The sequence below is a fragment of the Imperialibacter sp. genome (assembly GCF_040222385.1).
Classification (GTDB): Bacteria; Bacteroidota; Bacteroidia; order Cytophagales; family Cyclobacteriaceae; genus Imperialibacter.
This window is the reverse complement of record NZ_JAVKDF010000017.1, coordinates 441,436-456,232: the sequence shown is the minus strand read 5'-3', so window position 1 is coordinate 456,232 and position 14,797 is coordinate 441,436. Positions and strand designations below refer to the sequence as shown.

Genomic DNA, 14,797 nt, shown 5'->3' with positions numbered 1-14,797 from the left:
TGAAAAGGTATGAGTTTATTCGTCTAAGCTCCACTTGAGCTCGGTGGTAGCGCCTTTAGCTGATACCCGGGCATAGCCCTGCATCTCCTGGTGAAGTGCGGAACAGAAGTCCGTGCAATAGAAAGGATAAACCCCTTCTCGTTGTGGCTCCCAGAGCAGTGTCTCGGTTTGGCCGGGCATAATTAAAAGCTCAGCATTATTGGCACCCATCACGGCAAATCCGTGAGGAACATCCCAGTCTTGCTCAAGGTTGGTCACGTGGAAGTAGACCTTGTCACCTACTTTGATCCCTTCCAGGTTGTCAACAGTAAAGTGACTTCTGATAGCACCCATATACACCCGAACCACATTTCCGTCTCTCACTATACGTGAGTCGTTGGGTGACTTCATAGCGTGGGGGTGGTTATTGTCTTCCAGCTTATAGTACTTAAGCGAATTGGGTGCAATGAGTTCGGCGGCGATGCCCTGCGCATAGTGCGGCTCGCCAATCGTCGGGAAATCAAGAATCAGTTTCATCTTTTCGCCCGAGATATCGTAAAGTTGAGCTGATTGTGTCAACTCAGGGCCAGTTGGCAGAAACCGGTCTTTTGTGATCTTGTTAAGAGCTACCACATATTTACCCCAGGGTTTTTTGGAGTCGCCACCTGGGATCATCAAGTGACCGATAGAGTAGTAGGCAGGCACTCTGTCAAGCACTTCCTTTGTTTCCAGGTTCCACTTTACAATTTCCGATGAGATGAAAAACGATGTATAGGCGTTGCCTTTTCCGTCGAATTCGGTGTGCAATGGCCCCAGACCTGGTTGAGCAACAATACCACTCAACACTTCTTCGTATTGAAGCACGGGAATGCCGTCGATAGTAGTTTCGAATTTCTCACCTTCAATCGCCTTGATCATTTTATCAAAGGAGTGAATACTCATGTCGCTGGAAAGCTTGCCATTGCCTACAATGAATTCTCCGGTTGGGTCAACGTCTACACCGTGAGGTGATTTTGGCGTGGGAAGAAAATACACTAAGCCAGGGCACTCTGAAGGGATCAGCACTTTTACAGTGTTCCTTGTTTCTGAGAAGGCCATTTGCTTGCTTTCGTCATAGTGGTTATCCACATAGCTGGCAGGCATTTCTTTAAATTTGCCCTGAGCCATATACTCTTCAGCTTTTTTCCAGTTTATAGCGGCTATGTAATCTTTGTCTCTTTGTGAAGCGTTGACTTCCAAAAGAGTATGCTCCTCTTCCGTGTTGTAAGAAGTGAAGAACATCCAGCCGTGCGATTTGCCTTTGCCCGCATGAGCAAGGTCGTAGTCATAGCCTGGCAGCAGTACTTGAAAAGCCACGTCCATGTCACCATCTTCGGCAACGCTGATAAAGCTGAGGGTGCCTTTGAAGTTTTCTTTGTAAGTGTCGATGGCTACGTCTTTCTGTGGGAAAGGCACACTGAATCGGGTGCCGGCCACAATATATTCTGAGTTCTCTGTTGTAAATGGAGAACTGTGGTTGCCACCGCTGTTCGGTATTTCTATGATCTCAGCGGTTTCGAATGTTTTAAGATCGATTCGTGCGATGCGTGGTGTGTTGTTGCCGTTGATAAAGATCCACCGACCATCGGGAACACCGTTTGTTTGAGATAGTTCGGGGTGGTGGGCATCGTCCCAGGGCACAAAGCCAAACGAAGTTTCGAGCATAGGCTTGGTTTCCTCGTTGTAGCCATATCCTTTTTCAGGGTCCTGCGAAAACACAGGGATCACCCTGAACAAACGGCCCGAAGGCAACCCGTAAACAGATATTTGTCCACTGAACCCGCCTGACATAAAGGCGTAAAAGTCATCGTGTTCGCCTGGTGTAACATATGCCTGAGAGGCAACGTCGCTGCCCAGCGCTCCTTTGGAATTCTCGCTGCTGCCACACGAAGTAACAACCCCGGCCAAAACGACCAGAGCAAACAGCTTATTTATAAAATGTTGCTTTTTCATAGTTTTTACATTCATAGGTTATTTTGGCAGGATCACCTGATCCACCACATTGATTATTCCGTTTGACGTATTTATTGTTCCAATGATTTTACACCCGTTGATCAGCACGTCGCCTCCGTCCACGGTCACTTCCAGATAATCTCCGGTGGCCATGTACAGTGTGCGGCCTTTAGCCACCATTTTTTTCAGAGCTTCCACATCGTAGGAACCTGGTGCTGCGTGCCTCGTCAAAATGGTAGCCAACTGGGCTTTGTTCTCTGGTTTTAGCAGATTTTCGACAGTGCCGGCTGGCAATTTTTCAAAGGCAGCATTATTGGGGGCAAAAACGGTAAGTGGGCCTGCGTTAACCAGCACATGCTCTATTTGAGCAGCGGTGACAGCCGCCACAAGTGTGGTATGGTCAGGCGATGAAGCGGCTACTTGCAGGATGTTCTTAGCAGATTCATCGTCGACCACCGAAGCTTGTCCTTTTGGCGTTGCGTCCACCACTGCACCTGCCTCTTCGGTCTTATTGGTTGGCGTCGAGCAGCTCGCCACGGCGAGCGTGATCAGGCCAAAGGCTAGAAATTTCAAGGGTGTTTTCATAAAGTGATTATTTAAGGGTTCGGAAGTACTCAAGTACCTGCCTGGCTTGTTCCTCTGTAAGGTTTTGGTTGGCCATAGGTGCTCCGTTGGCTTCGGCAAGTAGCTGTTTGGCAATCGGATCCTCCTGAATCATCACCTCAGGGTTGAGAATCATGTTCATTACCCATTCGGGAGATCTTCGGCTAAGGATGTCTTTTGGGGATGGACCAATGAATTTTTTGTCGACCTTGTGGCAGGCAGTACAGTTGGCGTCGAAAATGGCCTTACCTGCATCTGCAAGCGCTTGATCAATTTCTCCAAGCGTGATGCTTTTTACCGGCCCTATTCCTTTGTTCTCCAGAGGGTCTGAGGCTTTAGCGGTTTCTTGTTCTGTTGGCTTTGCCTGGAAATCTGAGATGTCTTTCTTTTTGGTTTCTCCGCAGCTAGCGAGGATGATCGATAGGGGCAATGCGAATATGAACGTTTTCAAAAAATACTTTTTCATGATACACTATTTTGTTTGATAGTGTAAAGGTAGACTGAGCCTGCCCACTGGTTTTATGATCCAAATCATATAGTAGCATGATTTTCGATAAAACTTTAACTACCTGAAAAATTGATAGTTAGATGGGGTTTCATTGTGGGGTAAGGCTGAAAAAGCGAGAGATATTGGCCCTTGAGAAAGGCAAATGCAGTCCGCTGAACCTACTGTGGCAGTGGTTTTCAGTGCAAAAGGTACTAGACAACTATTTTGTGGCTCTTGAGCTTAATTTTGCCTTCCTGCTCCATTTTTTTGATGGTCCGGATCACCGTTTCCACCCGCAGCCCTGTCATGTCGGCCAGCTGTTGCCTTGTGTAGGGCACGGTGAAAAGATCCTGGTTGGGCATCATCGCCTTCAAATAGTTGACAAGCGTAAGAATGCGATGCTCCGGCGGGTAGGAAGACACCTCTGATAAAATCATTCCCTTGTAGCGCAGCCTGTTGGAAAGCTCGTAGTTGAATTTGCGGTGGATGTCAAAATTGGCCTCCAAAAGCCTGAAGAAGTTGTCCCTGGGCAGCTTGCATATTTCACAATCTTCCACAGCCACAGCATTGGCCGGGTAGGGAAAGTGACCGAAAAGGGGAGGTTCACCAAAGCTTTGCCCGGCCTTAAACATGCCCAGAATAAACTCCTGGCCATCGTAGTTGTAGTTAACCATTTTGACTGTGCCCATCGAGACCTGATAATAAAAATGTGCCTCGGTGTCTTTTGCAAACAGAAACTCGTCTTTGTTGAGCTTAATTTTTCTCGCACCAAACGTCGTAAGCAACTCTTCAGGAATCATTGACATGGTGCCAATTTAGTAAGATTTGTGCTTAGTATTTTAAACACAAACCTTACCAGCTATGAATTATAGTCATGCTACAGCTTTGGCGACGAGCAGCGTGTTTTCCAAATGAATATGCTGGAGAATATCCTGTTTGAACTCTCCCAGCTTTGAGTAGAGCAGCCGAAATGAACCACATGCTTGCTGGGGAGGCTGGAAATTGTTGGTAAACAGGGTGAGGTCTGTGAGTATGGCACCCACTTCGGCGTGCTCCACCTTCATCTTCTCGATTTCTTTGAGCAACTCAACACTTTTTGAGCCCTTTAAAATCATTGGAAAGAGCTCATTCTCTTCCTCAAAGAAGTGATCGATGATGGCATATTTAAGGTGGTCTACCATCTCTTTCACCTTTTTTAGATTCGGAAAGTCCGCTCCATGGTGATCCGCCACTTTGATAGTGAGGTCTTCGATGTCGGAAAGTGCATGCCTTTCCCAGCTATGGTGATTTTCAAGGATGTACTGAATGAGTAAAGACACCGACCACTCCTCAAAATGTGGCTGCCAAAAAGCACCTGGGCCACTCTTTTTTTTCATGGCCACCAGTACTTCGTTGATATCCAATTTTTGGCGACGACAGGCCTCTTCGAGAGAAATATCGCCGTGACAACAAAAATCTATGCCATAGACGTCGAAGACTTTGCCCAGGCTGAGGTCTTCCATGACCAGGTCAGCCACTATTCTGTCGGTGATCGACTGCTGGCGGGTTATGAGTACCCGCCATTTTTCAGGCCCTTTATCAAGATAATCCCAGCCAAAGCTTTTAGGATACTTGTGGCTGAATTCGTAAAAAAGTGGCTGAGGATCGTGGTCGACGGCAAGCACCAGCGACTGCCCTTCATCAAGGCTTTCATAGGCTTTGAAAATGGTATCGTGGCGGGTTGCAGGGGGCAAAAGGGAAACATCGATGCGTATGGGAGATTCCATAAGTTTTTGGATTTTGACTATTGATGGTCAAATGTGGCGACATCAAAGGCTACTATTTTATGACTTGAGTCATACGGGAGTAAGATTGTCTCTTTTTTTTGATGTGATTTGCCTGGTGCATCATAATTTCTGACTGAGTGATCAAAGTCACTGATGGCGGCCTTTGGTATTCGGACTTTTGTGTTCAGACAATGTCACAGTAAGAGTCACACAGTATGCCGGTTATTGAAATTTTAGGGTTTGCAGCATCAATACTTATAGGGGTTAGCCTGGGGCTAATTGGAGGAGGGGGCTCCATTTTAACCGTGCCGGTGCTGGTGTACATGATTCACATCGACCCGGTGTTGGCGACAGCCTATTCTTTGTTTGTGGTCGGCAGCACTGCCCTGGTAGGGTCGGTCAACTTTCTTAGAAAAAGGTTGGTAAGTCTTAAAACTGCTGTCATATTCGCCGTTCCCTCTTTCATTTCTGTCTTTGTCACCAGAAAATTCGTCATTCCCGCCATACCGGATCCGGTTTTCTCTTTGGGGGAATTTCCGGTAACAAAGGACTTGGCAATAATGGTGCTGTTTGCCGTCATTATGCTGGTGGCTGCCTGGTCGATGATCAGAGACAAGAAGGAAAACAAGACGATAGAAGAGGAGCTATCCTTCAATTACCCGATGATTGCTGTGGAAGGCCTGGTGGTCGGAGCGCTAACAGGTCTGGTAGGGGCAGGCGGCGGCTTTCTTATCATTCCGGCACTTGTGCTGCTGGCCCATATCCCAATGAAGTTGGCAGTCGGCACTTCGTTGCTGATCATTGCCGCCAAATCGCTGATCGGATTCACTGGTGACCTGGGAACACAGCCAATCGATTGGTCATTTATGCTCATATTTACCAGTTTGTCTATCGGGGGGCTTTTTTTGGGAGAGTACCTTTCCCGGTTCATATCAGGGGCAGCTCTAAAAAAGGGCTTTGGCTATTTCGTGTTTGTTATGGCTGTTTTTATCCTTACCAAAGAACTTATATTCTGATGATACACCCTGGCGAGACTGGAGAAGCTACTGCTGCTAACTTCGGTAGAAGCCTCTTCGAAAATCTCAACTTTGTTACATTTACATGTGTTACCAATAAAACAGATCAATTTTAAACAAGAGATATGAAAACCAGTACAAACATCGTTGCATCGCTAGCTTTTCTTTTTGTTTCAGCCATAGGCACAGCATGCAGCTCGTCTTCCACAGAGAAGGAGGCTGCCTCGGAAGTGGTTACCAAGCCAGCAGTTCAGACACCCGCAAAGATCGTTCAGCTTAATGCGCCAGACTTTGCCGAGAAAGTGAAGGAAGCAGAAGTTCAGCTTGTAGATGTGAGAACAGCCGGAGAGGTGGCTAGTGGTAAAATTCCTAATGCCATGAACATCGATTACAACACCACCAATTTTGAAGAAATGGCTGCCAAACTTGATCCCAATAAGCCTGTGGCAGTTTATTGCAAGGTTGGAGGCAGAAGCGCAAGGGCCGCCAAAGTATTTCAAGACTTGGGTTTCAAACAAATTTATGAGTTGGAGGGCGGAATAATTTCATGGAACGCCAGCGGGCTTGCCACCGAAAAGCAGTAGTAGTTAGTTAAATCAGCTAAGAGAACGTGGAAAAGTATTGGAACATCATTGTTGGCTCGTATACAGGTTACTGGAACTATCTGGTCAATGAGATTTTACACCCCAGCTGGCACAATTATTTTTACTGGCTGCTGCTGGTATCCGCCTTTTTCTTCGTCCTCGAATGGGTGAAGCCCTGGCGCAAGGATCAGCCCAGCTTCAGAAAGGACTTCTGGCTGGACTTCTTTTACATGTTCTTTAACTTCTTCCTCTTTTCGCTCATCATTTACAATGCTGTTTCCAACTCGGTTGTCAATCTTTTTAACGACGCCCTGGCAGCCATCGGTATCAACAACCTTTTGGCTTTTGAGGTAATGAAGTGGCCCATGTGGTCGCACCTGCTGATTGGGTTTGTGGTGCGGGACTTTGTGCAATGGTGGGTGCACCGGTTGCTGCACCGGTCACCATGGCTTTGGGGGTTTCATAAGGTTCATCATTCGGTTGAGCAAATGGGCTTTGCAGCACACCTTCGCTACCATTGGATGGAAAACGTAGTGTATCGAACCATTGAGTACATTCCGTTGGCACTGATCGGCATTGGGTTGAGAGACTTCTTTATCATTCACATTTTCACTCTTGCTGTTGGGCATTTCAACCACTCCAATATCAAAGTGCCGTTGGGGCCTTTCAAGTACTTTTTCAACAATCCTCAGATGCACATCTGGCATCATGCATACGACCTTCCCAGGGAGAGGGGCTATGGGGTTAATTTTGGGATTACGCTGAGTATTTGGGACTATCTGTTCAAAACGGATTATATTCCTTACGACGGTCGGGACATTAAGCTGGGTTTCCCCGGCGTGGAGCAATTTCCGCACGATTTTGTGGGGCAGAACCTTCATGGAATAGTGCCGGAGCACAAGAAGGAGAAAGTGAGTGCTGACAAAGAGCCCACGAAGTAACTGCGCTCCTTTTCCTCACAAATTCTTTTCTTTGCAGGATGACTCCAACTGTGTACGACGTCATTGTGATTGGCGGAGGGCAAAGTGGCCTTGCTGTAGCTTATTATCTGAATAGGGCCGGCTTAAATTACGTTGTTCTTGACGCCAGCGATGACGTAGGTGGAAGCTGGCAACACTACTGGTATTCACTCCGATTATTTTCTCCTGCCCAATGGAGTTCACTACCCGGCGTACTCATGACGGGCGGCCCCGACTATTATCCCACCCGCAGCGAAACGATTGATTACCTGAGAAAGTACGAGGAGAAATATAAGTTCGCTATACAAAGAGAGGTGACGGTTATAGACGTGAAAAAGGCAGGCGGGCTTTTTGATATTGTTACCAGCAAAGGAACTTACCAGTCGAAGGCGGTTGTGTCTGCCACCGGGTCATTCGCCAATCCGTGGGTCCCGGAGTTGCCCGGAAGAGACAGATTCAAAGGGAAGGTTTTCCATTCCTCTGCTTACAAAAGGCCGGATCCATTCAAGAGCCAACAGGTAGCAATTGTAGGCGAGGGCAATTCTGGTGCCCAGATACTTGCTGAAGTGAGCAAGGTGGCGCAAACTTTTTGGGTCACGTCAAAGCCGACGAAGTTCCTTCCTGATGAGGTAGACGGACGTTATCTTTTCGATGCAGCCACTCAAATGTACGAGGCCAAAAAGGCAGGGAGGGAATTCACTCCGCCGTCGCTGGGGGATGTGGTGATGGTTCCCCCAGTAAAAGAAGCCTGGAAAAGAGGAGTATTGGAGCAGGCTTACCCGCCAATCGATCATTTCACGGATCTGGGAATTATGTTGGTGAATGGCCAGGAGCTGCTCGTCGACAGTGTGATTTTCTGCACCGGGTTTCGGCCTGCGTTGGATCACCTCAAGGGCTTGGCTCTCAATGTTAGTATGGGGAAAGTGGCAACGGTTGCCACCCGGTCGGCCGACGTGCCAGGCCTTTGGTTGGTGGGTTACGGACAATGGACGGGCTTCGCCTCGGCTACGCTTATCGGCGTGGGGAGGTCGGCTAAAACTACCGTAGAAGAAATCAAAGAATACGTGTAAATACTGTTTTGTTGCAAATACTGCCTACCTACCTTTGCCGGATGAAACGGTCTTTCTTTTATGCTTTTTTCTTTGGGGTCTTGTTTTTCGCCGCTGAGCTTTCCGCACAGTCCATTCTTAAAGTCAGTGTGCTCGATGCCGATACACAAGAACCACTGGTCGGGGCTACTATTCAAATAGCAGGAACCACCCAGGGAACGATAACCGACTTAAATGGAGAGGGCCAAATTACTATTTCCGGTACTGAGCCAATAAGTTTAGTGGCATCGTTCGTCGGCTATTCTTCCCAAAGAAAAAAGGTAGTAGCAGGTATGACCGAATTGGTTTTCAATTTGGAACCAGAAGAAGAGCTTGAGGAGGTAATCGTTACAGCTACCCGTAGCAGCAGAACCATTGAGGACATCCCTATTAGGATGGAGGTAATCTCCGGGGAAGAACTGGATGAAAAGGCCGCCATGAACTCCACAAACATTGCTATGCTGTTGAGAGAAAGTTCAGGCATTCAAATGCAGCAGACTTCCACCAACTCAGCCAACCAAACCCTTCGAATACAGGGACTGGATGGCCGTTACACGCAGCTTCTCAGGGACGGACTCCCTTTGTATGGTGGCTTTTCCAGCGGCTTGAGCATCATGCAAATTCCCCCTCTCGATCTTCGGCAGGTGGAGGTCATCAAAGGCAGCGCCTCTACCCTTTATGGCGGAGGTGCTATTGCTGGTTTGGTAAACCTGGTCTCAAAAACACCGGGTAGCGAGCCGGAGCGGAGTATCATGCTCAACCAAACTACAGCGGGCGGCACCACACTCAATACTTTCCTCTCGGGCCGAAATGAAAAGAGGGGCTTTACGCTCTATGCTTCTGCCAATCGCCAGCAGCCATACGACCCAAACAACGACGATTTTTCAGATATTCCCAGAGTACGCAGCATTGCCCTGAACCCAAAAATATTTTTCTACCCATCGGAACACACTACGCTGAGCATCGGGTTGAACAGCTCATATGAGGCCAGAGAAGGAGGAGACATAGCAGCGATTGAAAATGAAGGCGTAGGCGGCCGTAGTTTTAGTGAAGAAAACTACACCGGAAGGCTCGGGTCGTTGATCAACTTTGTGCATCAGACTTCGAACGGTTCACAGTGGTCTTTCAAAAATAGTGTCAACCTGTTTGCCAGGAATATCGACTCTCCAATTTATAGTTTTTATGGTGAGCAGTTGGCTTCATTTTCTGAGTTGGCTTATAACTTTAAGGTAGCGAAGCATGAACTGGTTGCGGGTATAAACCTGGTGTCGGACAATTTTTTCGATCCCGGAGAGAGCTTTGTACCTGGTTTGGGAGATGTGGACAGATCATACAACTTTTTGACAGCTGGGGTATTTGCACAAGACACCTGGGAAGTTTCTGAGCAAAATACCCTGGAGTTGGGTCTTCGTACGGATTTTAACAATGAGTATGGCGCTGTTTTACTTCCCCGTCTTTCCTGGATGGTCAAACCATCAAAGGAGTTGACCATGCGCCTGGGAGGTGGAAGAGGTTACAAGCTTCCAACCATATTCCTTGAGGAGGCGGAGCAAAGGGCCTTCACCAGGGTGCTGCCTTACAACGCCCTCAATCAGCAGCCCGAAATGGAAAGGTCGTGGGGCTCAAATTTTGATGTCAATTTCCGAATTGCTCTGGGAGATGACTGGACCTTGTCGGCCAACCAGCTCTTCTTCGTCACTCAGCTCGACAAGCCAGTATTCCTGGATGAGGCCGAGATGGCTGGCTTTACTAATTATTACCTTTCCAACAGGCAAGAGCCTGTCGTGAGCAAAGGCTTTGAAAGCAATCTGAAGCTTGGATATGATCATTGGAAACTATTCTTGCAGTACTCTCTCACTCAGGTAAATGTTGATGATGGGTCTGGCTACCGACAGAAGGCAATAACACCAAAGCATGCGGCAGGCTTCGTGGTGATGTACGAAAAACATGAGTCGTTTCGTATCGGCTACGAGCTTTACTATACGGGAAGCCAGTACCGATACGACAGGTCATCTACACCGGACTTCTGGATCATGGGCATAATGGCTATGAAGGAATGGGAGAAGTTTAGTGTGTTCCTCAACTTTGAAAATTTTACTGACACCCGCCAATCGAGGTATCAGTCCATGGTAACTCCCCCTTACAACAACCCTGCTTTTGCTGAGGTTTGGGCTCCTACCGACGGATTTGTTTCAAATGGAGGTTTTATCTTTCACTTTTGAAAACCCAGCGGCATTTATTACATCGATAAGTGATATTACTTCTTTGAATAAGGAATTTTTTTTCAATCATAGTATTTCGATGGCAATATGATATCTTTAGGACTAACTACCTCAAATTCAACTATAACTACCGTAAATCGGTCATTTGAGGTTTTTTGATATGGTTCACAACAATTTTTTGTAAACTGACAAGGAGGTTACTTTTATTACGCACGCAAGTATTTAGTACTATTAGAGGAATTAGTTTAATTATTCTTTTGTGGGGAATATGCTGCAGGGGAGCCATCAACTGGATTACTTATGTTAACGTACTTACTTTTTGTGCTGGGTTTTCCAGCACTAATTAAAGGGGCTGATTTGCTTGTCGAAGGTGCCTCTTCGCTTGCGAAGCGATTCAATATTTCGGACTTTATTATTGGGCTCACGATTGTATCTTTCGGCACTTCCATGCCGGAGCTGATTGTCAACATTTTTGCCAGCCTCGACGGCAATGCAGACATTGCTGTCGGCAATATCATCGGCAGCAATATTTCCAATATTTTGCTGATTCTCGGAATCTCTTCAATTATTAGCCCGCTACCCATTCAGAGAAACACTGTACTTTCCGAAATACCTTTTTCACTGACCGCCACATTACTGGTTGCTTACCTGGCCAACGCCGCCTTGTTTGGCGACCCTGGAACACTAAGTATTAGTCGTTGGGATGGCCTGATACTATTGGTGTTCTTCGCACTTTTTATGGCATATATTTTCAAAATTGCCGGAGAAAACAAGGAGCAGGAGATACAAAATACGGAGCATGTGGAAATTATGCTGTTGCCAAAGTCGGTGCTTTACATTGGCATTGGCATTCTCGGCTTGTTTTTGGGAGGTAAGTGGGTGGTAGACGGAGCCGTAGCTATGGCGGAGTATTTTGGCATGTCGCAAACTTTTATTGGGTTAACTATCGTTGCCATTGGCACCTCTTTGCCAGAACTGGTTACCTCGGCGATGGCAGCCTATAAGGGCAATACGGACATTGCAGTTGGCAACGTAGTAGGCTCAAATATTTTTAATCTTCTTTGGATACTTGGGATCAGCGCTTTTATTAAACCTCTACAGTTTTCTCTGGTTAACAATGCCGACATTCTGGTGTTAATTGTTGCCAGTGCGCTCATGATTTTGTCGCTCACCACTGGCAGGCGCAACGCCATTGACAGGGTGAACGGAATTGTGTTTGTTCTCCTTTATGTAGGCTACATCGTTTACCTTGTTTATAGGGGTTAGTCAAACCTTTACCTTCTGATTGAGCTTCAGGATGTTACCGGGTTTACCAAACACATACAGCCTGTCGTCAAGCTTGATTTCTGTGTCTCCATCTATGTCGGTGAGCAGCTCTTGCCCTCTTTGGATGGCCAGTATGAAGAGCTTGTAGCGGCTTTTTATTCTCGATTCTGCAATGCTTTTTCCGACGATTGATTTATCCTCCCGTTCCAATACAACACATGCCATCTCCAGGTCCTGAATGCTGAGGTTTTTTGCTGCCTGCTCGGTTCTCATCAGCGGGCTGCGGAGCATTTCATAACTGCCCGAGCGAACCTCCTGCGTAAACGTCTCTATCTCATTTAGGGGAACCAGATAGTGCCGAAGTACCCGGGTAAAAATTTCGATTGAAGTTTCAAACTCCTCCGGAATAACTTCGTCAGCCCCAAGCTTTTTTGATTCTTCAATTTCGTTGATATAGCGGGTGCGAACAATGATATGCACCGTGTTGGAGAACTCTCTGATCTTAGCGACTATTCGTTTGGTAGAAGAAGGATCGGATATGGCGATGACCACCACACGTGCTGACTGAATCTGAACATGCCTTAAAATCACATCGTCGCTGGCGTCTCCATACATTATCGGCTCACCTCTCTCTTTTTCCTGTTTTACAGTGGCCGGGTTCATTTCAACAATAGCGTATGGAATAGCGGCCTTTCTTGCTGCTTTTGCTACATTTTTACCATTGATGCCGTACCCAATGATTACCAGATGATCTTTCAGTTCATGCTCGTCAGGCTCTTCTGTTTCAACATCAGACGACAGTGCCTGAATCTTTCTCACCAGCGGGTTCGGCGTTTTGCTATGCACCACATCGGTAATTTTGGAAGCATAACTGAGAATGAATGGCGTAAGTCCCATGGTGATCAACGACACACTGAGAAAATACTGATAGGTTAATGGGCTAAGGATTTGGTTTTCGATTCCTGTTGCCGACAACAAGAAGGCAAATTCTCCTACCTGGCAGAGCATGAGGCCGGAAAGAATGACTGTTCGGAAGGGATACCTGAGCAGGACCGCCCCAAAGCCAGCAATCAGCGCCTTTCCAAAAAGTGTTAGAAAAGTTAAAAGTAAAACAACGCTAAGGTGGTCAAAAAGGAATTTGAGATCGAGCAGCATGCCGATCGACACAAAAAAGAAGCTGATAAATATTTCTCTGAATGGCAGAATATTGGCAGTGGCCTGATGGCTGTAGTCTGATTCGGAAATGATGAGGCCGGCAAAGAATGCACCCAGTGCCAGCGACAGACCTATAGAAGAGGTTAGCCAGGCCGTTGCAAAACAGATGACAATTATCGTCAGAATAAAGAGCTCACGACTTTTTGCCTGGGCCACTCTGAACAGCAGTTTTGGAACAATATACCGTGCCATTATTAGCACCAGACCCACCACCGCAACTACTTTTAGCAATAAAATGAGAATGGTTTCGCCAATATTTCCGGTCTTACCGGCTATGATTGGGGTAAAAAGTATCATGGGAACGACAATGATGTCCTGAAAAATCAGAATGCCAAGGGCAATGCGGCCATGAGGGGTATTGATCTCGCCTTTTTCCTGCAGCAGCTTTAGCACGATGGCGGTGGAGCTTAACGATACGAGAAAGCCTGCAAAAATCGACTCCTTGAACGACAGCCCAAACATGTAAACAATGCCAAATGTGACCAAAATGGTGCCAGCCACCTGCACAGTTCCGCCAACAAATACTGTTTTCCTTATGGATGTTAAATGTTTGAAAGAAAATTCCACTCCAATGACAAAAAGCAGGAAAATCACACCAATCTCCGACAGCATCTCGACTTCGTGCGAGGCCTGAATGAGCCCCATGCCGTGTGGTCCGGCAACCATGCCCGTAGCCAAAAGACCCAAAATGGAAGGTAGCTTAAAGCGGTTGAAGATGAGAATCATCAACACGGAAATGCCAAGGATGATGACTATTTCGGTAAGAATCGGTATTTGCATAGTGGTTTTGTTGGGTGCAAATTACTAAAAGCTGGGGCAAGGAAGTTGGCATGTGCGAAATAGTTCAGTTTCAATTGGTGACAAAAATTGACATAAATTAACGCAAGGGTGACACTCGCTTTGTTTGTTATGATCATATTGAAGTTAAATCACCACCACCATGAAACTACTCTCAGCCTTTTTTATCAACCTTTTCTTTCTGAGTGTTATGCCCTCTATGGCGCAGTCAAACGATTATGTAGCTCACGAAAAGGACTTTGGCCACTACACCTCTCTGGTTGTCGATGTTCAGGCCAATATTGAGGTGGATGCCAGTCAGCCTTCTCATGGCACTTTAGTGGTGTCTGAGGCTGATTTCGAGAACCTTAAATGGGAGCTACTGGGAGAAACATTGATTATTTCTGCGAAAGAAGGCAAATCTCTGGCTGGCCCGATTAATTTGAAGCTCGGTTCCCCTAACCTGGCCCGTATCGAGTCGACACATGAGTCGATCATCTATATGCATCACGTGAACGGAGAGAGTTTGAGCCTGGATCTACTCAAGGGCACTGTAAAGCTTGAAGGTAAAGTGGAAAACCTTCATGTGATGGCCGAGAAGGGCAGACTGTATGGGTCAGGGCTTGAGTCAAAAAGCGCAGAAGTGAGGATTTGGGATGAGGGCTCGGTCGTCATACATGCAACAGAGTCGCTGGAGATAGAAGCAACCAACAATGGGAGAGTTATTTACAACGGCTCTCCGTCCAAAGTTACCAAGAGTACAAGCAGTGGTGGCGTGATCATGTCGGAGGAAGCTTTGCAGCAGCAGCGGGAAGTCGAGTACGTGAATTTTGGGGTGTAGGC

13 protein-coding genes are annotated in these 14,797 nt (G+C 46.8%); 7 read left to right on the top strand and 6 right to left on the bottom strand.

Annotated features, from left to right (window positions below; all coding sequences use genetic code 11):
• Positions 1–15 precede the first annotated feature (15 nt).
• The 5 genes from nosZ to RIG68_RS05655 form a co-directional block, all read right to left on the bottom strand.
• A complete protein-coding gene (gene nosZ, locus RIG68_RS05675) occupies positions 16–1,971 on the bottom strand; it encodes a Sec-dependent nitrous-oxide reductase (RefSeq protein ID WP_350119667.1) in 1,956 nt (651 codons plus the stop codon).
• Positions 1,972–1,989: 18 nt separating this feature from the next.
• Complete coding sequence (locus RIG68_RS05670; protein ID WP_350119664.1) at positions 1,990–2,556, bottom strand: fasciclin domain-containing protein; 567 nt, start codon at positions 2,554–2,556, stop codon at positions 1,990–1,992.
• A 7-nt stretch (positions 2,557–2,563) separates the two neighbouring features.
• A complete protein-coding gene (locus tag RIG68_RS05665) occupies positions 2,564–3,040 on the bottom strand; it encodes a c-type cytochrome (RefSeq protein ID WP_152001618.1) in 477 nt (158 codons plus the stop codon).
• 233 nt (positions 3,041–3,273) lie between these two features.
• Positions 3,274–3,867, bottom strand: coding sequence for a Crp/Fnr family transcriptional regulator (locus RIG68_RS05660; RefSeq protein WP_226940632.1), 594 nt, complete (start codon positions 3,865–3,867; stop codon positions 3,274–3,276).
• 66 nt (positions 3,868–3,933) lie between these two features.
• On the bottom strand, positions 3,934–4,827 hold the full coding sequence (locus RIG68_RS05655) for a DUF542 domain-containing protein (RefSeq protein WP_350119661.1): 894 nt from the start codon (positions 4,825–4,827) through the stop codon (positions 3,934–3,936).
• Between the two features lie 215 nt (positions 4,828–5,042).
• On the opposite strand from RIG68_RS05655, the gene RIG68_RS05650 reads away from it, so the two are divergent.
• The 6 genes from RIG68_RS05650 to RIG68_RS05625 all read left to right on the top strand — a co-directional run bounded on the left by RIG68_RS05650 (position 5,043) and on the right by RIG68_RS05625 (position 11,962).
• Positions 5,043–5,843, top strand: a complete 801-nt coding sequence (locus RIG68_RS05650; RefSeq protein ID WP_350119658.1) for a sulfite exporter TauE/SafE family protein — start codon at positions 5,043–5,045, stop codon at positions 5,841–5,843.
• Between the two features lie 125 nt (positions 5,844–5,968).
• Entirely contained in the window at positions 5,969–6,427 is a 459-nt protein-coding gene (locus RIG68_RS05645) for a rhodanese-like domain-containing protein (protein WP_350119655.1), read from the top strand.
• Between the two features lie 26 nt (positions 6,428–6,453).
• Complete coding sequence (locus tag RIG68_RS05640; RefSeq protein ID WP_350119652.1) at positions 6,454–7,368, top strand: sterol desaturase family protein; 915 nt, start codon at positions 6,454–6,456, stop codon at positions 7,366–7,368.
• Between the two features lie 38 nt (positions 7,369–7,406).
• Positions 7,407–8,456, top strand: coding sequence for an ArsO family NAD(P)H-dependent flavin-containing monooxygenase (locus RIG68_RS05635; protein ID WP_350119649.1), 1,050 nt, complete (start codon positions 7,407–7,409; stop codon positions 8,454–8,456).
• A 41-nt stretch (positions 8,457–8,497) separates the two neighbouring features.
• The gene (locus RIG68_RS05630; RefSeq protein WP_350119646.1) at positions 8,498–10,696 is read left to right on the top strand and encodes a TonB-dependent receptor; all 2,199 of its coding nucleotides are present in this window, start codon (positions 8,498–8,500) and stop codon (positions 10,694–10,696) included.
• Between the two features lie 300 nt (positions 10,697–10,996).
• The gene (locus tag RIG68_RS05625; RefSeq protein ID WP_350078671.1) at positions 10,997–11,962 is read left to right on the top strand and encodes a calcium/sodium antiporter; all 966 of its coding nucleotides are present in this window, start codon (positions 10,997–10,999) and stop codon (positions 11,960–11,962) included.
• On the opposite strand, the gene RIG68_RS05620 is transcribed toward RIG68_RS05625, so the two are convergent.
• Positions 11,963–13,957 (bottom strand): monovalent cation:proton antiporter family protein, encoded by a 1,995-nt coding sequence (locus RIG68_RS05620; protein WP_350119644.1) that lies wholly within the window; start codon positions 13,955–13,957, stop codon positions 11,963–11,965.
• Positions 13,958–14,117: 160 nt separating this feature from the next.
• Here RIG68_RS05620 and RIG68_RS05615 point away from each other — a divergent pair, with 160 nt between their 5' ends.
• Entirely contained in the window at positions 14,118–14,795 is a 678-nt protein-coding gene (locus RIG68_RS05615; protein WP_152001627.1) for a GIN domain-containing protein, read from the top strand.
• Positions 14,796–14,797: the final 2 nt, after the last annotated feature.